The 21,375-nt window shown below is 45.2% G+C and carries 18 protein-coding genes; 7 read left to right on the top strand and 11 right to left on the bottom strand.

Annotated features, from left to right (window positions below; translation table 11 throughout):
• Window positions 1-2: 2 nt before the first annotated feature.
• The 8 genes from M0415_RS00185 to murJ all read right to left on the bottom strand — a co-directional run bounded on the left by M0415_RS00185 (window position 3) and on the right by murJ (window position 9,087).
• Window positions 3-1,001 carry a PilW family protein gene (locus M0415_RS00185; protein ID WP_220056296.1) on the bottom strand — a complete coding sequence of 333 codons (999 nt, stop codon included), beginning with the start codon at window positions 999-1,001 and terminating at the stop codon, window positions 3-5.
• Window positions 1,002-1,577: a type IV pilus modification protein PilV gene (gene pilV, locus M0415_RS00180; RefSeq protein ID WP_249556040.1), complete on the bottom strand. Its 576-nt coding sequence runs from the start codon at window positions 1,575-1,577 to the stop codon at window positions 1,002-1,004.
• A gap of 192 nt (window positions 1,578-1,769) precedes the next feature.
• Entirely contained in the window at window positions 1,770-2,726 is a 957-nt protein-coding gene (ispH, locus tag M0415_RS00175) for a 4-hydroxy-3-methylbut-2-enyl diphosphate reductase (protein WP_088210425.1), read from the bottom strand.
• Between the two features lies 1 nt (window position 2,727).
• Window positions 2,728-3,150, bottom strand: a complete 423-nt coding sequence (gene fkpB / locus M0415_RS00170; protein ID WP_249556041.1) for an FKBP-type peptidyl-prolyl cis-trans isomerase — start codon at window positions 3,148-3,150, stop codon at window positions 2,728-2,730.
• Window positions 3,150-3,662, bottom strand: coding sequence for a signal peptidase II (lspA, locus tag M0415_RS00165; protein WP_011623704.1), 513 nt, complete (start codon window positions 3,660-3,662; stop codon window positions 3,150-3,152). The genes fkpB and lspA overlap by 1 nt, the downstream gene beginning before the upstream one ends.
• A gap of 9 nt (window positions 3,663-3,671) precedes the next feature.
• Complete coding sequence (gene ileS / locus M0415_RS00160) at window positions 3,672-6,494, bottom strand: isoleucine--tRNA ligase (protein ID WP_249556042.1); 2,823 nt, start codon at window positions 6,492-6,494, stop codon at window positions 3,672-3,674.
• Between the two features lie 32 nt (window positions 6,495-6,526).
• Window positions 6,527-7,462 carry a bifunctional riboflavin kinase/FAD synthetase gene (gene ribF, locus M0415_RS00155; RefSeq protein ID WP_249556043.1) on the bottom strand — a complete coding sequence of 312 codons (936 nt, stop codon included), beginning with the start codon at window positions 7,460-7,462 and terminating at the stop codon, window positions 6,527-6,529.
• A 65-nt stretch (window positions 7,463-7,527) separates the two neighbouring features.
• The gene (murJ, locus tag M0415_RS00150) at window positions 7,528-9,087 is read right to left on the bottom strand and encodes a murein biosynthesis integral membrane protein MurJ (protein ID WP_249556044.1); all 1,560 of its coding nucleotides are present in this window, start codon (window positions 9,085-9,087) and stop codon (window positions 7,528-7,530) included.
• A gap of 252 nt (window positions 9,088-9,339) precedes the next feature.
• Between murJ and rpsT the strand changes: the two genes are divergently transcribed.
• On the top strand, window positions 9,340-9,606 hold the full coding sequence (gene rpsT, locus M0415_RS00145; RefSeq protein WP_011623708.1) for a 30S ribosomal protein S20: 267 nt from the start codon (window positions 9,340-9,342) through the stop codon (window positions 9,604-9,606).
• Window positions 9,607-9,666: 60 nt separating this feature from the next.
• On the opposite strand, the gene M0415_RS00140 is transcribed toward rpsT, so the two are convergent.
• A complete protein-coding gene (locus tag M0415_RS00140) occupies window positions 9,667-9,963 on the bottom strand; it encodes an ArsR/SmtB family transcription factor (RefSeq protein ID WP_006084975.1) in 297 nt (98 codons plus the stop codon).
• A gap of 135 nt (window positions 9,964-10,098) precedes the next feature.
• Between M0415_RS00140 and M0415_RS00135 the strand changes: the two genes are divergently transcribed.
• Window positions 10,099-11,505, top strand: a complete 1,407-nt coding sequence (locus M0415_RS00135; protein ID WP_249556045.1) for a M28 family metallopeptidase — start codon at window positions 10,099-10,101, stop codon at window positions 11,503-11,505.
• A gap of 72 nt (window positions 11,506-11,577) precedes the next feature.
• On the opposite strand, the gene yaaA is transcribed toward M0415_RS00135, so the two are convergent.
• Together yaaA and M0415_RS00125 are read right to left on the bottom strand one after the other, a co-directional pair.
• Window positions 11,578-12,351 carry a peroxide stress protein YaaA gene (gene yaaA / locus M0415_RS00130; protein ID WP_086903843.1) on the bottom strand — a complete coding sequence of 258 codons (774 nt, stop codon included), beginning with the start codon at window positions 12,349-12,351 and terminating at the stop codon, window positions 11,578-11,580.
• Window positions 12,352-12,459: 108 nt separating this feature from the next.
• The gene (locus tag M0415_RS00125) at window positions 12,460-13,926 is read right to left on the bottom strand and encodes an alanine/glycine:cation symporter family protein (RefSeq protein WP_086903842.1); all 1,467 of its coding nucleotides are present in this window, start codon (window positions 13,924-13,926) and stop codon (window positions 12,460-12,462) included.
• 430 nt (window positions 13,927-14,356) lie between these two features.
• On the opposite strand from M0415_RS00125, the gene M0415_RS00120 reads away from it, so the two are divergent.
• From M0415_RS00120 to M0415_RS00100, 5 genes are all read left to right on the top strand, one after another.
• Complete coding sequence (locus M0415_RS00120; RefSeq protein WP_086903841.1) at window positions 14,357-16,723, top strand: phosphoketolase family protein; 2,367 nt, start codon at window positions 14,357-14,359, stop codon at window positions 16,721-16,723.
• 239 nt (window positions 16,724-16,962) lie between these two features.
• Window positions 16,963-18,081 carry an OmpA family protein gene (locus tag M0415_RS00115; RefSeq protein ID WP_249556046.1) on the top strand — a complete coding sequence of 373 codons (1,119 nt, stop codon included), beginning with the start codon at window positions 16,963-16,965 and terminating at the stop codon, window positions 18,079-18,081.
• A 248-nt stretch (window positions 18,082-18,329) separates the two neighbouring features.
• Window positions 18,330-19,286, top strand: coding sequence for a transaldolase (gene tal, locus M0415_RS00110; RefSeq protein WP_039978392.1), 957 nt, complete (start codon window positions 18,330-18,332; stop codon window positions 19,284-19,286).
• 20 nt (window positions 19,287-19,306) lie between these two features.
• On the top strand, window positions 19,307-20,944 hold the full coding sequence (gene pgi / locus M0415_RS00105; protein WP_249556047.1) for a glucose-6-phosphate isomerase: 1,638 nt from the start codon (window positions 19,307-19,309) through the stop codon (window positions 20,942-20,944).
• A 216-nt stretch (window positions 20,945-21,160) separates the two neighbouring features.
• Entirely contained in the window at window positions 21,161-21,346 is a 186-nt protein-coding gene (locus tag M0415_RS00100) for a DUF3545 family protein (RefSeq protein WP_007650190.1), read from the top strand.
• Window positions 21,347-21,375 lie beyond the last annotated feature (29 nt).

Below are 21,375 nucleotides of genomic sequence, written 5' to 3'. Positions count from 1 at the left end.
TATCAACTCCGAATTAATACAGGGTTTTCTAAAACAACTGTAGTCGACATAACTTTACGCCTAAAATGATCACTGGGTTTCGCTATTTCTTTATCACCTAATTGATAAGTTGTCTCGTTAGTGTAGGTCATATCCTCTTGTATTGAGCGAACTAGTACATAGATCTTCAATGCCACTAAACGTTGAAATAACTCATTATCCCACATCATATTTGTCACATCTTCCGCAGGTAAAAAACTATCGGGAACATCATCACCGTCGTTGTCAAATCCATATGAAACTCGAATATTCTCAATACCCTCGACTAGCTGCTCTTCATTATTCATTCCATTACCAGTCGTAAGCGTTCTACGTCTTAAAATAGGAATGCCATCTGCATCATCTCGAATATAATAAATATGATGTTGATACTCCCAAAACCTTGCATTATCAAGTATGGGGACTGCACCACCACCATTAAAAAAAACCACTTGGCTCGAAGTAGCTGCAGCATAATAACTAGAAGAAGAAAGTGCCGCAGGAAGTAAATTAGGCCCAATAAAGCGCTTGATTTGTAAAACATCCGTATTAGATTTTACCGAATTGAGGCAGGAGAACGACGGGCCACTAACCCCTTCTTCATAACCCCATAAACGACGAAAATGGGCAGGTTGATTATTAGGAAGTGATGCGTTGTTGACACCTCCGCCACTACAATCATTATTAACAACCGTTCCTGGTGAAATAAACGCATTAGCTCCAAGAACAAAATCCGTTCCCGTCATATCCCCCATAAAAGCTAACTGGCTTAAATCCCTCTCCATAATGGCTAATGCAATACGTCCATTTTCCTGCAACTGGTTAAATTGACTCGTTGTAGTGACATTTGATGACGACATACTGAACATGGTGAATACACCCGCTGTTAAAAATAGTCCTATTACCATAGCGACCATCAATTCAACGAGCGACATACCTGCTTGTCTAGTCAAAACAACAAATTTTGTTGCACTAAAAATCATCTAAATCACCGTTTGAATAGTAAACACACGTCGTCTGTTACTCGAGGTGCCACACTCGATGCTTCCTATATTATCGCTAGTTTCACTAATTCCACGCCATGTCATTGTTACTGAAACTGAATTGCCATTAACTTTTATGCATGCTGTAGGCGTATCCAATCCCCCCACATTTTGAGTACCAACAATTTCATTCTCCCCAGAAAATGCGGAGCGCCACTCATATAAATCCCAAGCAACCAATTGAGCTGGGGTGCATAGAGTCCCACCTTCACACGCTGGCGATACAGGCGTAATAGCAGTTTGAGAGCCAACGTAATCACCATCATAGCTAGCAAGCTGCGTTCGATTTAGCTTCATGCGGTTAATAATATCATTGGCGTAATAGGAGGCTTGTGTTTGCTGAAAAGATTCAAAGCTGCCGCGTTTGGCTACAATGTGTAAATTAAAAATACCGATCAAGCCAATGACTAGAATCACCAATGCGACAAGCACTTCAATTAAAGAGAAGCCCCGTTGAATTCTGTTATGCGTCAATCGTTCGAATTTAGTCATATTTTTGACAAGCTTTTCAGCCATTTACCCTTTTAAATCTTAATCTTACGATAAAAACATTGCTAGCAGTTAATAATAGATGAGTAAAATGTAAGTAGCCAGTAACAATAGCATATAAGCGTTAATTCCATTATGCCTTGTTTGTATTTGGTGAGTTTTGATAATAAAAAAGAGGCCATTGGCCTCTTTTTTATTCATCACATTGATTTGAATGAACTAGCGTAATTCCGCAGGTACGGCAAAGACGGTATCTTCTTTACGCCCTTCAACTTCGGTGACGACACTCGGTGCTAATTTTGCAATCGCTTGAACTACTTGTTGAACCAACACTTCTGGCGCCGATGCGCCAGCGGTCACTGCAACTTTTGTCACATTTTCGAACCAAGATGAATCGATATCATCAGCGGTATCAACCAGATAAGATTGAGTTCCGGTTTTTAATGCCAATTCACGCAAGCGGTTAGAGTTAGAACTGTTTTTCGAACCAACCACAATTAACAGATCCACATCGGCCGATAAGTTACGCACTGCATCCTGACGGTTTTGCGTCGCGTAACAAATATCATCCTTACGCGGGCCTTCAATGGACGGGAAGCGCTTTAATAAGGCGCTGATGATATCGAGAGTATCATCCACCGAAAGCGTCGTTTGAGTCACGAAGCAGAGGTTATTAGGATCGCGAACTTCTAAAGTCTCGACATCTGCAGGGGACTCAATCAGATAAACACCACCATTGGGGTTATCATATTGTCCCATGGTGCCTTCAACTTCAGGATGCCCCGCATGGCCAATCAAAATACATTCAATCCCCTTGCGACTGGCGCGGGTGACCTGCAAATGCACTTTGGTGACTAACGGACAAGTCGCATCGAATACTCGCAAACCACGAGCCTTAGCCTCTGCACGTACCGCCTGAGAAACCCCATGCGCACTGAAGATAACAATATTGTTATCCGGTACTTGGTCTAACTCTTCAACGAAAACGGCACCGCGGTCCTTCAGATTTTGCACCACATAGCGGTTATGCACGACTTCGTGACGAACATAAATTGGCGGCGAAAATAACTCGAGCGCGCGCTCAACAATACTAATGGCTCTGTCCACACCAGCACAAAAGCCGCGAGGATTGGCCAGCATAATATTTAAACTTGGGCTGGTAGGATCTAATTTCATCTTACAGTACCTTCACCACGTCGAGTTCAAATGTGACTTTTCGTCCCGCAAGAGGGTGGTTGAGATCGACCGTAATCGAATCGCCCGCAACCTCACGCACAATTCCGGGGATCTCACTTCCGCCAGGACCGGCGAAACTCACGATAACACCCACTTCTAGCTCCATATCGGCTGGAAAACGGGTTCTATCCATATAGTGAATCGCATCGGGATTTGACTCACCAAAGGCATCGACGGCTTCAAGCGTAAAGTTGTGCTTATCGCCTTCATTTAAGGAGGCAAGCTGCGCTTCAAATGCAGGGCTTAAAGTACCATCACCGATATTTAAACGTGCAGGCTTACCCGAGGCTTTAGTGCTATCGGCGGTCGAACCATCTTCAAGCACAATATTCATATGGCACAATAACGAACGTGTCACAGTCACTACTTCACCTCTTCGGTTTTATCTTGTTCGGATTTGCTGTTAAAAAACGAATCCCAAATGATCAGCACTGCGCCGATAAAGATCGCGGAATCAGCGATATTAAAGGCAGGATAATGGCTCTTACCCCAATAAAAATCGATAAAATCCACCACAAAACCATGCATCAATCGATCGATTAAGTTACCTAGGGCGCCACCAATCACTAAGGTGTAAGCCAAATTTAACTTCCACAGGGATGCCGATTGCTTGCGCAACCACACAGTCAACAAGGTACTGAAACCAACGGCCACTAGGGTAAATAACCAACGTTGCCAACCGCCCGCTTCACTTAAAAAGCTAAATGCGGCACCATAGTTACGCACATAGGTGAAATTAAAAAAAGGTAATAACTTCACCGATTCGAACAAATCAAAATTGGCTAAGACCCATTGTTTGGATAGTTGATCGGCCAAAAACACCAATACAACTACCCAATACCAACGTAAGCCACTGTCTTTCCAAGTTAATGGCATACAGATCCTTTACGCAAACAGACGAACTTCGCCGTCACCTTCAATATTGGTTACGCAGCGATGGCACAGCGTTGGATGAGCCTCAATCGTGCCCACTTCTTCCCTGTGGTGCCAACAACGTTCGCATTTTTCAGCGGTTGTCGCACCGACCACTAACTTCAATGACGCCAGTTCGGTTTCAACGGCATCGCTTGTCGCATCCGCCAATGGCATTACTTTGGCTTCTGAGGTCAACAGGACGAAGCGCAGCTCATCACCAATGTGCGTTAACTGTTCAGTTAAAGCCGCATCAGCAAACAGTGTGACTTCTGCTTCTAAGGAGCCACCAATACGTTTATCGCGGCGCGCTTGCTCAATGACCTTGTTGACTTCGTTACGCACAGTCAGCAGATTTTCCCAGTACGCATCGCTGAGATCTGTATCTAAAGTAATAGATTGCAGTCCTTGATACCATTCTTGGGTAAACACGTAAGCATCACGCTGACCTGGCAGTAATTGCCACACTTCATCGGCAGTAAAGCTCAGGATTGGCGCAATCCAACGCACCATGGCCTCAGCAATGTGGAACAGTGCCGACTGACAGCTACGGCGGGCATGGCCCTCTTGCTTCGCGGTGTACTGACGATCTTTGATGATGTCTAAGTAGAAACTACCTAGCTCAACAGAGCAGAACTGCATCAGCTTTTGCGTCACAATATGGAAGTTATATTGCTCGTAAGCTTCGATAATTTCTTGCTGCAGAGCTGCCGCGCGGCGCACTGCCCAGCGGTCTAACGCCACCATATCTTCTACAGCCACTAAATCCTTAGCAGGATCGAAACCATTAAGGTTCGCCAGTAAGAAACGAGCGGTGTTACGAATACGGCGATAAGCATCGGCGCTACGGTTTAAGATTTCATCCGATACCGTCATTTCACCGCTGTAGTCGGTTGCAGCAACCCAAAGACGCAGAATGTCTGCACCTAACTTGTTAGTGACTTGCTGCGGCGCAATAACGTTACCGATAGATTTCGACATCTTGCGACCTTTACCATCAACGGTAAAGCCGTGGGTCAGCACTTGCTTGTAAGGTGCTTTGCCAGTCATGGCGGTAGAAATCATCAGTGATGACATAAACCAGCCGCGGTGTTGGTCGCTACCTTCGAGGTACAAATCGACGCCATGACCATGAAACTCTGGACGCGCCCCAACCACAGAAGCAAAGGTTGAACCTGAGTCATACCATACGTCTAAGGTATCGGTCACTTTGCGGTATTGTTCGGCTTCTTCGCCCAGTAATTCGGCAGCATCGAGATCCCACCAAGCTTGAATGCCTTCCTGCTCAATGCGGTTGGCTACACGCGCCATTAACGACACGCTGTCAGGGTGCAGCTCTTCGGTTTCGCGGTGTACGAATAATGTAATTGGCACGCCCCAAGTACGTTGACGAGAGATACACCAATCAGGGCGATTCTCAACCATCTTTTCGATACGGCTTTGACCCCAGTCAGGGATCCACTGAGTCTGCTCAATTTCGCTTAATGCTTGCTTGCGCAGGTTTTGGTTATCCATTGAGATAAACCATTGCGGCGTAGCACGGAAGATAATAGGCGTTTTATGGCGCCAGCAGTGTGGATAGCTGTGACGGTATGCAACATGGTGTAATAGCGCGCCTTTTTCTTTCAGCAGTGCAACCACATTGTCGTTTGCTTTAAATACATGTTGACCGGCAAAGAACTCAGTATCTGGTTTGTAAACACCGTTATCACCAACTGGGTTTGCCACTTCTAAACCGTATTTTTGACCTACCACGAAGTCGTCTTGACCATGGCCAGGTGCCGTGTGAACCACACCCGTCCCCGCGTCAGTCGTCACGTGGTCGCCTAAAATCGCAGGAACGTCAAAGGCTAAGAATGGATGCTTAAAGCGAACCAGCTCAAGTGCTGCGCCTTTAACTTTACCTAACACGCTGTGGCTCTCGGCGCCGTAACGCGTCATACAGGCTTCAACTAACACATCGGCCAGAATAACCGCGTGAGTCGCACCCTCTTTCACAAATTCAACCAAGCTGTAATCCAGCTCTGGGCTGATAGATAACGCGCGGTTAGCAGGCAGCGTCCAAGGTGTGGTCGTCCAAATCACCATAGCCACAGCATGTGAGTAATCGCTTACACCAAACTGATCGGCAACAGCTTTGCTATCTGTCGCAGTAAAGGCCACATCGATAGCGGGAGAGGTTTTATCCTCGTATTCCACTTCGGCTTCAGCCAATGCAGAACCACAGTCTGTACACCAATGAACTGGTTTAACACCTTTATGTAAGTGACCATTTTCAATCACTTTTGATAGAGAGCGTACGATATTGGCTTCGGTAGCAAAGTCCATCGTTAAATAAGGCTTTTGCCAATCGCCCAGCACGCCTAAACGAATAAAGTCAGCACGTTGACCTTCGACTTGCTCAGCCGCATATTTACGGCATTCTTCACGGAATTCGGCCGCAGAAATTTTTTGACCAGGCTTACCGACTTTTTGCTCAACTTTCAGTTCAATGGGCAGACCGTGGCAATCCCAACCAGGCACATAAGGCGCGTCAAAACCAGACATGGTTTTTGACTTAACAATAATGTCCTTAAGAATTTTGTTTACTGAGTGACCAATATGAATGCTGCCGTTCGCATACGGTGGGCCGTCATGCAAAATAAAAGGTGTGCGGCCAATTCGGCTATCACGGATCTGCTGATACAGACCGTCTTTCGTCCAGCGCTCTAACATCTCTGGCTCGCGATTTGCCAAATTACCACGCATCGGAAACTCAGTTTCCGGCAAATTCAAAGTAAATTTATAGTCGCTCATTGATCCTATACCGTTAATTAAACTGATAAATATCAGCCTGCATCGTTACCAAATAAAGCTCTGGCCTCATTTGCATCATTCAAAATCTGTTGTTTTAGTGCATCCAATGAATCAAAGGGTTGTTCATCGCGAAGTTTTGCCACTAACTCAACCTCAACATGCTTGCCATAAATGTCACCTTCAAAATCAAAAAGATGCACCTCAAGCTGACAAACTTGACCATTTACGGTCGGGCGGAAGCCAATATTGGCAACCCCTTCATAAATATCGCTATCATCCCAATAGAGTTTCACCGCAAACACCCCGCGCACCGGCACAACATTGCGCTTGAGGGCGATATTAGCGGTAGGAAAACCTATGGTTCGGCCAATTTTTTGGCCATGGGCCACGCGGCCGCTTAAGGTAAAAGGATGACCGAGTAGGCGTCTTGCCTGCTCTAGGTTTCCTTTAGCCAATTGTTCTCTTACCGCGGTCGAACTCACTCGTTGCGAGCCCACCATAAAACTCTGGGTGCTTACTACGGTAAAGCCGTAACGGGCTCCCGCCTGCATCAGCATTTCAAAATTGCCTTTTCGGCCTTGACCGAAGCAAAAGTCATCGCCAACGACGAGGTATTTCACTCCGAGTTTACGCACCAGCAGTTCTTCGATGAAATGCTCCGCCGGTTGATCGGCAAAGGCACGGTTGAAGTTAACACACACTAACCGTTCAACGCCTAACTCATCGAGCAGGATGATTTTGTCCCGCAATAGGCTCAGACGCGCGGGCGCATTCTCCCCCCGGAATAACTCCTGTGGTTGAGGTTCAAATGTCATCACAGTCGGCGGTAGCGAGAGCTGTTTGGCCTTTTGCACCAGATTAGCAATCACCTGTGCATGGCCGCGATGCACGCCATCAAAATTACCTATCGTCAGCACACAGCCATGGTGAGATGACAAAATGTTATGTATACCGCGGATTAATTCCATAACTTTAGACAACTGCCAAGCGCAAATCGGCTGATTATATAACAGCTAACGATAAGAATCAGCAATCAAACTCCCCGTTTCATTGACCAAGGACGAATTCCTAACGCCAATAAGCCAAGTAAATACGTAATAGCGCCAACAGCAATCAAACCAATCAAAGCCTTAGCACGCCCAACTAACTGCCATTCCAACCATTGGGATTGCGTGGGTAAGAAATAGTACAAGACTACCACCATCAAGGCCGTTGAAACCACGGCTTTAAGGAAAAACACCATTGTTGGCTTAGAAATTCGGTAAACACCCGCTTTGTGTAGGCCGCGATATAAAAGGGTCGCATTCAGTAAAGCCGACATCGATGTCGCAATCGCTAAGCCGACATAACCAAAGGGAATCGCAAAGATCAAGTTAAAGCCCATGTTGGTAATCATGGCGATAATGCCGTAACGCACAGGAGTCTTTGTGTCTTGGCGTGAGTAATATCCAGGCGCTAACACTTTGATAAGCATAAAACTGAGTAAACCACTGCCATAAGCCATCAAGCTGTAGGATGCCATCTCGACGTCTTGGATAGAGAAGGCGCCGCGCATAAACAGCACCATCAACATGGGCTGGGCGAGCACAATCAACCCCATCATGGCGGGTAATCCTAATAAAAGAATCGCCTTAATGCCCCAATCCATGGTTTTACCAAAGCCATCCCCTTCGGCATTCACATGATTACGCGATAAAGCAGGTAAAATCACGGTGCCAATGGCGATACCGAATAAACCGAGTGGAAATTCTAATAAGCGGTCTGAATAGTAAAGCCAGCTGATGGAGCCCGTCATTAGGAAGCTGGCAATGAAGGTATCGAATAATAGATTGATTTGTGAGACTGACACACCAAACAGCGCTGGGATCATCAAGGTTCTGATCTTCACCACACCAGGATGCTTCCAACCCCATGACGGTTTAACTAAGGCCTTTTCTCTAAGTAAGAAGGGAATCTGGAATAAAAACTGAATTAAACCGCCACAGAACACCCCCCATGCCAAGGTAATTTCAGGCTGAGAAGACGTCGGCGCAAAAAACATTGCAGCCGCAATAATAGCCACGTTTAAGAATACAGGGGTAAAGGCTGATACGGCAAAACGCCCACGAGTATTTAGGATGGACCCAGCTAACGCGGTAAAGGTGATAAACCATAAATACGGAAAGGTGATTTTAAGCACAACGGTTGCCAGCTCAAACTTGGCGCCATCGGGCTCATTGTTAAGCCAAGCCACAAACCAGCCGCCACCAAATAAGGCCGACAATACGGGGGATGCGATGACACCGACAAGCGTCACAATGGTCACCAACAGCCCTAAAGTTCCCGCCACTTTACTGAGTAACTCTCGAGTCTCGTCCGAAGTATGTTTTTCTTGATATTCGGTCAGGACGGGAACAAATGCTTGAGCAAAAGCACCCTCAGCAAATAATCGGCGTAAAAAGTTAGGAATTTTATTAGCGAAGAAAAAAACGTCGGCGCTTGTCCCTGCCCCCATTAAATTGGCAACAACTACATCTCGAACCAAACCTAAAACACGAGAAATCAACGTCATAGCACTAACAATCATGCCAGATTTCAATAATTTTTTACTCAAACGTCCCCCAGACCTACATCGAATGGATTAGGTGATTCATCTCAAAAAATCGACTCAGGCTCTGTCACACTGCGGCAATAGCTGTTAGAATTGCGCCACATATTACACGAGTTGGGTTGAAGATAGCCAAGGCGGGTTGAATTAATTTATCTTTATGATGATTATTCAATCATAGTCATTGACAAAGTGACTAAATGCAGGCATATTCCTCGGCCTTTAAAAGTATCAAATCCAGTTTTTAGGAGTTGCACCTTGGCTAATAGCAAGTCTGCAAAGAAGCGCGCGCTTCAATCTGAAAAGCGTCGTCAGCACAACGCCAGCCGTCGCTCAATGTTACGTACATACGTTAAAAAAGTAATCGCTGCTATCAAAGCTGGCGATCACAAAACAGCAACTGAAGCTTTCGCTGCTGCACAACCAATCGTTGACCGTATGGCGACTAAAGGCCTTATTCACAAGAATAAAGCTGCCCGTCATAAGGCTCGTTTGAACGCTAAGATCAAAGCACTGGCTGCTTAATTTTCTTAGTGAATAAAAAAAACCGGCAATTGCCGGTTTTTTTATATCTGATGATTACCATTAATGACAATAAATATTGTTCAGTAAATGGATCATCTCACGCACTTCATCACTCTTAAGCGAATAAAATACGGTTTGCGCTTCTTTGCGTGTGGTTACTAAATTATCTTTGCGTAACCAAGCAAGGTGTTGTGATAGTGCCGATTGACTTAAGCCTAATTTTTTATTCATTTCGCCAACGCACATTTCACCTTCGTTCAATAAATAACAAAGGATAAATAAACGGCGTTCGTTTGCGAGTGCTTTTAATAGCACTACGGCATGGTCGGCTCGCTCCTGCATCAATTCAATATTCATTACGCACTTTTTCTCCTAAAACTAACCCCTGCGCTAATATAGCGTTGCCTTACAGATATAGTCGGGACATAAAGCACACTTTTTGCTAGATTGTTTTCAAAAATGGGACATGCTTAATAAAAATAAAGGAAACCTATGAAATCCTACCAAACAACATTGATAACTGGTCTATTTATTGGCGGTTTGAGCGCTTGTCAAACCCACGTAGAAACACCCGAGAAAAACGATATTCCCGCGCAATTACAGCAAACCGCATTAGCTTCATCCTTGGGATATGACATCGTCGAATCCCTTACGGTTGAAGTTGGACCGCGCCTTGCTGGTAGTCCAAAAGACATTATTGCCGTGAACTGGGCAATGAATAAGTTAACCAGTCTCGGGTTTGATAAGGTCTATAAAGAGCCTGTACAGGTTCCTATTTGGGAACGTGGAGAAGCCAAAGCCAAGATTATCTCGCCGGTAGAACAGCCCTTAGTGATCACGGCCCTCGGTGGTAGTGTTGCAACACCAGTAGAAGGCATTAAGGCTAAAATTGCACGTTTTGATAGCCTTGCGGCACTACAAGCGGCAAATCCTGAAGATGTAAAAGGCAAGATTGCCTTTATCGATCAAAAAACTGAACGTCACATCACGGGTGAAGGTTATGGCAAAAGTGTCGGCGGCCGCTCAAAAGGCGCAGTCGCGGCGGCACAAAAGGGAGCCGTTGCAATCGTCATTCGCTCCATTGGCACCGACCATGACCGCATGGCACACACTGGCGTGATGCGTTATCAAGATGGTGTGGCTAAAATCCCTGCAGCTGCGATGTCAAATCCCGATGCCGATTTAATCGATGCCCTGTTAAAACGCGATCCGAATGCGGTGCTCGAGCTGCATATGTCACCGAAGGATTTAGGTACGAATACCTCTTATAACGTGATTGCAGAAGTCACTGGCAGTAGTAAACCCAATGAAATCGTGCTGATTGGCGCCCATTTAGATTCTTGGGATGAGGGGACGGGTGCGATTGATGATGGCGCTGGCGTTGCGATTGTGACTGCAGCGGCGAAACATATTCAAGATCTTCCGCAAAAGCCTGCGCGTACTGTACGAGTGGTACTTTATGCTGCCGAAGAAATTGGCTTAGTGGGAGGTAAGGCTTATGCTGAAGCACATAAAGCCGAGCTACCTCTGCATTACATTGCTGCCGAATCGGATTTTGGCGCTGGCCCAATTTATCAAATCGACACTAAGGTAAATGATAGTGTTTTTGCACAAGTCCAAGAGAGCATAAAACCAATGACATATAATGGTGTTGCCCTTGGTAATAATCAAGCCTCTGGTGGCCCTGATGTTTCCATGTTGCCCGCATTAGGCGTGCCTGTTGCGTCATTAAGACAGGATGGCCACGATTACTTCGATTATCACCATACCCCTAACGATACCTTAGATAAAATCGATCCTAAGGCGCTCGCGCAAAATGTGGCGGCATATGCACAATTTGCCTATATCATGGCGAACTCGAATTTAGTGTTAACACCGATTAGTACTGAGTCGAAATAATCTTCCGCCAGCACATCCTTCGTAAATAAAAAGAGCAGCCTAGGCTGCTCTTTTTATTTAACGCATTATGAGTTACTGCGCTTCACGCAAGAATGTTGGCTCATTCGGTTTACTCAATTCTTCACTGTAGTAATAACCTGCCACATCAAACGCCTTTAATTCCTCAATCGAACTCACTTGCTGGTCAATGATATATCTTGCCATCATTCCCCTTGCCTTTTTAGCAAAAAAACTGATGACTTTATATTGGCCATTTTTAAAATCTTTAAAGACAGGGGTGATTAATTGACCTGCTAATTGTTTTGGTTTTATCGCCTTGAAATATTCATTGGATGCGAGGTTGATAATGATGTCATCCCCCTGCGCAGCGACCGCATTATTGACCGCTTCGGTGAGTGTATTACCCCAAAAATCGTAGAGATTCTTACCTTTAGGATTGGCAAGCGCCGTCCCCATTTCTAAGCGGTAAGGTAAAATCAAATCCAAGGGGCGCAGTAAACCGTAGAGCCCAGATAAAATACGCAACTGTGACTGGCTGCGTTCGAGCTGTTCGGGTGTCAACGTATCAGCATCAAACCCCGTGTAAACATCGCCTCTAAAAGCAAAAATCGCCTGCTTAGCATTATCAATGCTGTAATCGGGTGCCCACTCCCCAAAACGCGCGGCATTTAAACCTGCGATGTTATCGCTCACCTTCATTAATGTTGCTATGTCACTGGGGGTTAACCGTTGGCAGACTTGAATAAGCTCTTGGCTATAAGCTAAAAAATCGGGCCGAGTGTGGGTTTGAGTCAAGGGAGGTTGCTCAAAATCTAGGGTTTTCGCCGGTGAAACCAAAATCAACATTAACACGCTCCAACAAATAAAATACGCCACTATGATACTGAACAAGCATAAAAAAACCACGTACGGATGACGTGGTTTTTCCGATAGCGCTAATCAGTGAACTTGAGTTTAGCGACTAAGCGCAGATTCTGTACGCGTTTTCGCCTGCTCGTTGGCACTATTATCCTGCCAAATACCGTCATCGAGTTGTTCCATCAATTCGGGGAACTTACTGCGATCGAACTCAGGCATTTTGCCACTCTTCAATTGTTCACAGTAATCGTTGATAACCCGTATTGCCAAACCAGATAACAGCAGCAATGCAATGATATTGACCGTGGCCATCAGTCCCATAGACACGTCCGCTAAGTTCCACACTAAGCTGATTTTGGCTACAGCACCAAACATCACCATGCCTAATACACACAGACGAAATAGTGGTAACGCCTTAGTGCTGTTACCCGTTAAAAACATCACATTGGTTTCGGCGTAGGAATAGTTAGCAATGATAGAGGTAAAGCAGAATAGGAAAATGGCTATCGCAATAAAGGCGCCACCCCAATCTCCTACGTGGTTTGACATCGCATTGATGGTGAGACGAATACCATCTTCGCTAGAACCGATATCGCCTGAAAGCAAAATAATCGCCGCGGTTGCTGTACAGATAACGATGGTATCGACAAACACTCCCATCATCTGCACAAAACCTTGGGATGCAGGATGATTAGGATTAGGTGAGGCACTCGCCGCCACGTTTGCCGCACTGCCCATCCCTGCCTCGTTTGAGAACAAACCACGGGCGATTCCCGCTTGCATGGCCTGAGCGACCGTATAAGCAACACCACCTGCGGCGGCTTCTTGCCAACCGAAAGCACTCTTTACGATCAAGCTGATGATGGCTGGCAGTTGCTCTAAATTGAACAGCACGATAATAAAGGCGATCAGAATATAAGCCAGTGCCATAATAGGCACGATAAACTCAGACACTCGCGCAACTTTACGTAAGCCACCGACAATCACAAAACCACTGGCTAACACTAAGCCGATACCCACATAGGTCGGGTTGAAGCCAAACACCCGCTCCATTGCACCCGTAATGGTATTGGCTTGCACCGCGTTAAACACCAAACCAAAGGCGATGATCAGGAAGAAAGCGAACAACACCCCCATCCATCTTTGACCAAGTCCCTTCTCCATATAATAAGAAGGACCGCCGCGAAACTGACCGTTGGTGTCTCGTACCTTATATACTTGTGCAAGCGTCGACTCCACCATAGCCGTCGCCATACCCAACATGGCGATAAGCCACATCCAGAACACAGCGCCAGGTCCAGCTGCGCCAATCGCCACAGCAACACCGGCCATGTTTCCGGCGCCAACCCGAGCAGCCATACTGGTACAGAATACTTGGAATGAAGACAGACCACTTTCACAACCTTGGCGGCTCATGGTCATGACTTTTAGAGAGTGCTTGAAGTGTGTAAGTTGAATAAATACAAGTCGTAAGGTGAAATAAAGCCCCGCACCCACCAATCCGTAAACGAGCAATTTGCCCCAGAGCAGTGCGTTCAAAAAGTTTACAATCGTTTCTAACATATTATTTTACTTCTTCCCGTAGCAAATGCCCGCCTCCACCTATACTTAGCGAGGTGCAACATTTGTGGTGAATGAATCCTTCCAAATAAAGGTAAGAATATCGGTAGATTTATTCTTTCAAATTATCCTTCCGTGAATTTACAACATCACGGCTACCGAATTCAACGCAGCAAAATAGCACAGTATTCGAAATTACTCATGTGATCAAGCCTAGGTTTGCATCGTTAAATAGCTACAACCTCACACTCGTAAAGCTTAGATAAGTCACTGTTAATATTAAATTAACAATTTAACAAACTTAATCCACATGCGTTAACGACGAACACAAGTTTTAAAATTTGGATGCAGGGCACATTTTTGTAAGAAAATTACAAATATAGTAATCCCAACACAACACAGTTCAATTCCGTCTGCTCTAGTGAGGCTTAATATGACGACTACACATGAGATAAATGCTCTTAAAAAATATGTAAGAGCCACTAACTTCCTCGCCACCTCTCAGATTTACCTAAAGCAAAACGTATTACATAAGCGCCCACTTGCGCATTCGGACATTAAACCTCGCCTGTTAGGGCACTGGGGGACTTGTCCGGGGATTAACTTCGTTTATGCCAACGTCAACCGACTCATTGTAAAACATAATCGTCCTTTTATTTACTTAGTCGGCCCAGGCCATGGTTTCCCCGCAGTACAAGCTAACCTATTCATCGAAGGCTCACTCAGCCACTTTTATCCAGAAACCATTCCTTATAATGAAACCGGTATCGAAGATATCTGTAAGAAGTTTTCTGCAGCCTATGGTTACCCTTCTCACGCAAACCCAGAAGCACCCGGTCAAATCCTTGAAGGGGGCGAATTAGGTTACTCGTTAGCTGTAGGTTGGGGCGCGGTATTAGACAACCCAGATCTTATCGCAACCGTATTAGTGGGCGACGGTGAATCAGAAACCGGTCCTCTTGCAGCCTCCTGGTATGCGAACCGTTTAGTCTCCCCTGCCACCAACGGCGCAGTGTTACCAATCGTGCATATCAACGGCTATAAGATTTCAGGCCCAACCCGTATGGGACGCATGAGCCATGAAGAGCTAGATCTTGAATTCCGTGGTCTTGGTTATCACCCAATTATTGTCGACAGCGAAGCGGAAGAAGATATCTACGTCCAAATGACAACCGCGATGGATACTGCTTATAGCATGATTAACGATATCCAAACCCGCGCACGTAAGGGTGAAGATATTGTCAAACCTCGCTGGCCAGTGATCTTAATGCGCACCGCCAAAGGCTGGACAGGTGTAAGCGAATATAATGGTACAAAATTAGAAGGTAACTGCGAATCGCACCAAGTTATCGTCAACAAATGTGCGACCGATAAAGGCCACCTCAGCGCATTGGATAGCTGGTTGGCTAGCTATCAGTTCCAAGAGCTTTACCAAATCAATGCCCAGGGTGAACTGATTTTTGATGCGGATATTAGCTCCTTGATCCCACCAAAACATTTAGCTTGTGGTCGCCAACATCTCACTTATGGTGGTGAAGTCGTTAGAGCGTTATCCAATCCAGATCTCGAAAAACTCAGCTACGGCCCAGAAGTACCACGCGGACACCGTGGTTACTCTATGCTGAAAATGGGTCAATGGATGCGTGATGCATTCAAACTGAACCGTGACCAACGCAACTTACGTATCTTTAGCCCAGACGAAACCTATTCAAACCAACTGCAAGCAGTATTTGAAGAAACCGACCGTGCATGGCAATGGCCAATTGAAAGCTGGGACGAGGATATGACTCGTGATGGCCGCGTGCTCGAGTTACTCTCTGAGAACTTGCTATTTGGTATGTTACATGGCTACACAGTAACGGGTCGCCACGGCATGTTCCCAACCTATGAGTCTTTCTCACAGGTCGTATCTTCAATGGCCGACCAATACTGTAAATATGTTTACGCCAGCCAAGGGGTGCATTTCCGTAAACCTTTACCGGCGTGCAACGTAGTACTTTCTTCATTATTAGAGCGTCAGGATCACAACGGTTACTCACATCAAAACCCATCGTTCCTCGGTGCGATGTTAGAAAAACATCCAAAGATTATCTCTGCTTATTTACCTGCTGATGCAAACAGCACCTTAGTTTATACCGAACGCGCTTTTGCGGATCGTGACAAACTAAACATCCTAGTTGCCGGTAAAAAAGAACTACCACAATGGTTGAGCTTAGAAGAAGCACGTAAACAAGCGAAAGACGGTGTGATGGTGTGGGATTTTGCTTCAGATGAAAATCCAGATATCGTGCTTGCTGGTTGTGGTGATTATGTCACTCAAGAATGTATGGCCTCTTTAGTGATTATTCGTGAACTGTTACCAAGGGTCAGAATTCGTTTTGTCAGCGTGACCGAATTAAGCAGTGATGGCTTAGGTAGCCGTAAATTTAAAGAAAAACCATGGATGATGGATGAAATATTTACCCAAGATAAAGGTGTAGTATTTAACTATCACGGTTATCCAAATACGATCAAAAAGTTAATTTTTGACTACAAAGGAAGTCGCCGTTTCAGAATTAAAGGTTATGAGGAAGAAGGTTCAACAACAACACCATTTGATATGGGTGTTCGCAATGGCACTTCTCGCTATCACCTTGTTATTGATATGGCTTATAAACTATTCCAACAAGGCGTCATTGATGAAACTAAGCACGTTTCAATCACGACCGATATGCTGCAACGACTGGTTGATCATCGCAACTATATTAAGGCAAACGGTGTTGATCCTGTTGAAATTGAAAATTGGGTTTGGACCCGTTAATCTCAAATTTAATTAACAAATTGAATACAATTAAAAGGCATCCTTCGGGATGCCTTTTTAACATCAATCAAAAGTAACAATATTCTATTCGATAAAAAAACTTCAGAGTAAGCACTGGAAAAATTTAACAAATGCAGTGATAATTAATCGCTGGCTACAATACCAAAGGATCCCCACACTAAGTGCTAGCAATGTTTTGCATAAAACCTGCAAAGCATATTGGTGGAGAATCATAAACAATGGACTTAGAGAAAATGATGAAGAATACATTAAAAGTAGTTTTGCTTACATCAATGCTTCCACTTGCTGCCAGTGCATCTCAAGAGCTAACACCTTGGTATGTTGGTGCAGGTTTAGGCGTTAATAACTATGAACACATTGCAACTGACAACGGCGATGACAACCCATACGCATGGGACATCTTCGCAGGCTATATGTTTAATGACTACTTTGGTGCTGAAATCGGCTATCGTGATCTAGGTAGTGCAGATTGGACCTATGCAGGCATTGGCAATGATGCAGATGTAAAAGGTGCAACTCTTGGCTTAGTTGGTGTATGGCCACTAGGTAACCGTTGGAGCCTATCTGCTGAAGCTGGCGCAATGTACTACACCCTAGAAAACAACCAACGTTCTGTTACCGGTTCTAGTTCTTACAGCGAAAACGACTTCGCACCTTACTTCGGTGCGGGTGTTGGCTATAACTTCACTGATAACCTGAAGTTACAAGCTAAATACCGTCGCTATGAAAACTTAGATGATAACGCTGGCGCTAACGCTATCGTTCCAGTAAATGCAGACAGCAACTACTGGGGCTTAGAATTAAGCTACCGTTTCGGTTCTCCAGCGGCTCCAGTAGCTGCAGCTGTTGTTGCAGCTACTCCAGTTGATTCTGACAACGATGGTGTTTACGACGATAAAGATCAGTGCCCAGCAACTCCAGCAACTCACAAAGTTGACTCTGTTGGCTGTACTATCTACGAAAACATTAAGAAGCAAGAAGATGTAGGTTCTATCCAGTTTGCTAACGATTCTGCAGTAGTGAAGAAAGAGTACTACAAAGACATCGAAAGACTGGCTAACTACATGAACAAGAACCCAGAATTCACAGTTGAAATTGCGGGTCACGCTTCTAACGTAGGTAAACCAGAATACAACATGGTTCTGTCTGACAAGCGTGCTGACGCTGTTGCTAAGATCCTTGTTGAAAAATATGGCATCAGCCAAAGCCGTGTAACTTCTAACGGTTACGGTATCACTAAGCCATTAGTGGCTGGTGACTCTAAAGAAGCTCATGCAGCTAACCGCCGTATCGAAGCTATCGTGACAACTACTGAAAAACAACCTGTTCTGAAGTAATTGCACTCTTAAGAATAAAAAAGTCGCTGCTTGCAGCGACTTTTTATTTTTATAACATCTACACTATGCAATCTGATGATGCTTAGCTAATCGTTGTTATGCAATCACAGCTTTTCGCGCTAATACGATATAGTTTTACCATTTTTGTAATTTTTTTACATTGATGGTTGGAAAAGTTGGCAAAATCGCTTCTAATAGTCATCAGTTCATTTCTGAGTTTAGACCGCTATCTGAGAAGGATGTTTTTCATGGCAAATACATTAGAGCAACTCAAGTCATACACTACGATTGTGGCCGATACTGGCGATATTGAAGCGATCAAACGCTATCAGCCAGAAGACGCAACGACCAACCCATCACTCATCTTAAAAGCGGCTCAAATCCCCGAGTATAGCGCTCTAATTGACAATGCTATCGCATGGGCTAAATTACAAAGTGCTGATATTGAGCAACAGATTGATGATGCCAGCGACAAACTTGCCGTGAACATTGGCGTGGAAATTCTGAAACTGGTTCCAGGCCGTATTTCAACTGAAGTCGATGCCCGCTTATCCTTCGATAAAGAAAAATCCATTGCCAAAGCGCATAAGCTAGTGCGTCTGTACCAAGAAGCGGGCGTGGATAAATCTCGCATTCTGATCAAATTAGCCTCAACTTGGGAAGGCATTTGTGCCGCCAAAGAGTTAGAGCAAGAAGGCATCAACTGTAACTTAACTCTACTATTTAGCTTCGCTCAAGCACGTGCCTGTGCTGAAGCCGGCGTGTACTTAATTTCTCCATTCGTTGGCCGCATCCTCGACTGGTACAAAAAAGATACAGGTAAAGACTATGATGCAGTAAATGACCCAGGTGTCGTTTCTGTGACTGAAATTTACAACTACTACAAACAGCATGGCTATAACACGGTCGTCATGGGCGCAAGTTTCCGTAATATCGGTGAAATCATCGAATTAGCGGGTTGCGACCGCCTGACTATTGGCCCTTCATTACTCGAAGAGCTGGCAAACTCTCAAGTTGCTATTCAACCTAAACTGCTTCCTGCCAGCACCACGGTTGCAGCGGGTGAGCCTTTAACCGAAGCGCAATTCCGCTGGGACTTCAACCAAGACCCTATGGCGGTCGACAAGTTAGCAGAAGGTATCCGTAACTTCGCCATCGACCAAGGCAAACTCGAAGTCATGCTCAAGGCAAAACTGGCAAACTAAGTATCTTCGGAGACGATTCGATGACTATCTTGACCCAAAGCACAACTTGGCAAGCGTTAGCCGCGCATAGCCAGCAGATCCCGCATATGCGGGAACTCTTTGCAGGCGATCCTGCACGCTTTAGCAATATGTCGCTTTCTACCTGTGGCTTATTTTTAGATTATTCAAAAAATAGAGCGACACCAGAGACACTCAACTTGCTGCTGACACTGGCGCAAGAGGCAAAGCTTGACGCTAAAATCAAGGCGATGTTTGCTGGTGATATTATTAACACCACCGAAAAACGTGCCGTGCTGCATACCGCACTGCGCAGCACCGCCGAGCAAACCATTATTGCCGAAGGTCAAGATATCGTTCCTGAAGTACAGCAAACGCTGAACAAAATGCAGCAATTTGTCACTTCAGTTACCTCAGGACAATGGAAAGGTTTCACTGGCAAAACCATTACCGATATCGTCAGTATCGGTATCGGTGGTTCGTTCCTTGGCCCTAAAATTGTTTCCCAAGCATTACGCCCATATTGGATGACAGGCCTCAATTGCCATTTTGTTGCCAACGTCGATGGCACCTCGATCAGTGAAAAACTTAAGCTGCTCGATCCAGAAACCACCCTGTTTATCATGTCGTCTAAGTCTTTTGGTACACAAGAGACACTGACCAACACCTTAACGGCCAAGGCGTGGTTCTTAGCCAAAGGTGGTTCACAGTCAGATGTGGCGAAGCACTTCGTTGCCGTGACCTCTAACGTGGCAAAAGCGACTGACTTTGGTATCGATGCAGACAATATCTTCCCGATGTGGGATTGGGTTGGTGGTCGTTATTCACTTTGGTCAGCTATTGGCTTACCCATCGCTTTACTTATCGGCATGGATAACTTCCGCTCCCTATTAAAGGGCGCGCACCAAATGGATACCCATTTTGCCAATGCGCCTCTGGCCGAAAATATGCCCGTCATCATGGGCTTATTCTCGCTGTGGTATGGCAATTTCTTTAATGCCCAGAGCCATGTGGTACTGACCTACGATCATTACCTACGTGGACTTCCCGCTTACTTCCAACAACTCGATATGGAAAGTAATGGTAAGTCAGTCACGCTCAACGGTACTCATGTGGATTACAGCACGGGTCCTGTGATTTGGGGCGGCGAAGGCACAAATGGTCAGCACGCTTACCACCAGCTGCTGCATCAAGGTACCGCATTAATCCCTGCCGATTTCATTATGCCGCTGCAAAGCCATAATCCTATCGGAGAGCACCATGATCAGTTAGCCTCTAACTGCTTCGGACAAACCCAAGCACTCATGCAAGGCCGAACCTTGGATGAAGCGCTGGCCGAATTGAGCAAGAGCAGCTTAAGTGATGAAGAGAAGTTACTTATCGCCAAACACAAAGTCATGCCAGGCAATAAGCCAAGCAACACTCTGTTAATGGATAAGCTGACTCCTGAAACCTTAGGCGCACTGATTGCGCTCTATGAGCACAGAACCTTTGTCCAAGGCGCTATTTGGGACATCAACTCCTTCGACCAATGGGGTGTTGAACTCGGGAAAAGCTTAGGTAATGACGTCCTCGCCCGCATCGGCGCTGAGCAAGACGCCACCGCCTTAGACGCCTCAAGCAATGGGTTAATTAACCTATATCGACAGGGTAAAATCTGATCGAACAAAAAGCCAGCAATTGCTGGCTTTTTTATTCTATCTTATTAATAAACCTAAAATATTCACTCACAACTTCCTCTAGCGCTCTCGCGAAGATCAATAACATATCATTCAAACTTCATTTCAAGTTAACACAAATGAAACATAATTCTTGCACCCTGTTTTGAAAATATGTTATTTAATCGCTGACAAAACATACAACAACAGGAGGTTACCATGGATCGTTTAGATTATGGTTGTGCGCTAGATGAAGTCGTAGAAAGACCCGATCGCTCGCGAGGCTCCAATAAAAAGCGTAAGTGGCGAGAAATTGAAGCGTTAAAGGACAAACATCGTTTACTCAAGGAACTTCAAGAGATTGATAACAACTTTGATTACGATATAGACGCTATCCAGTTGTAACCCATTGTTTGATAAACAGCATATAAAGA

This window comes from Shewanella sp. 10B, assembly GCF_023475885.1.
Lineage (GTDB): Bacteria > Pseudomonadota > Gammaproteobacteria > Enterobacterales > Shewanellaceae > Shewanella > Shewanella mangrovisoli.
Note: the sequence above shows the minus strand (reverse complement) of the source record. Positions and strands in the feature narration are given on the sequence as shown.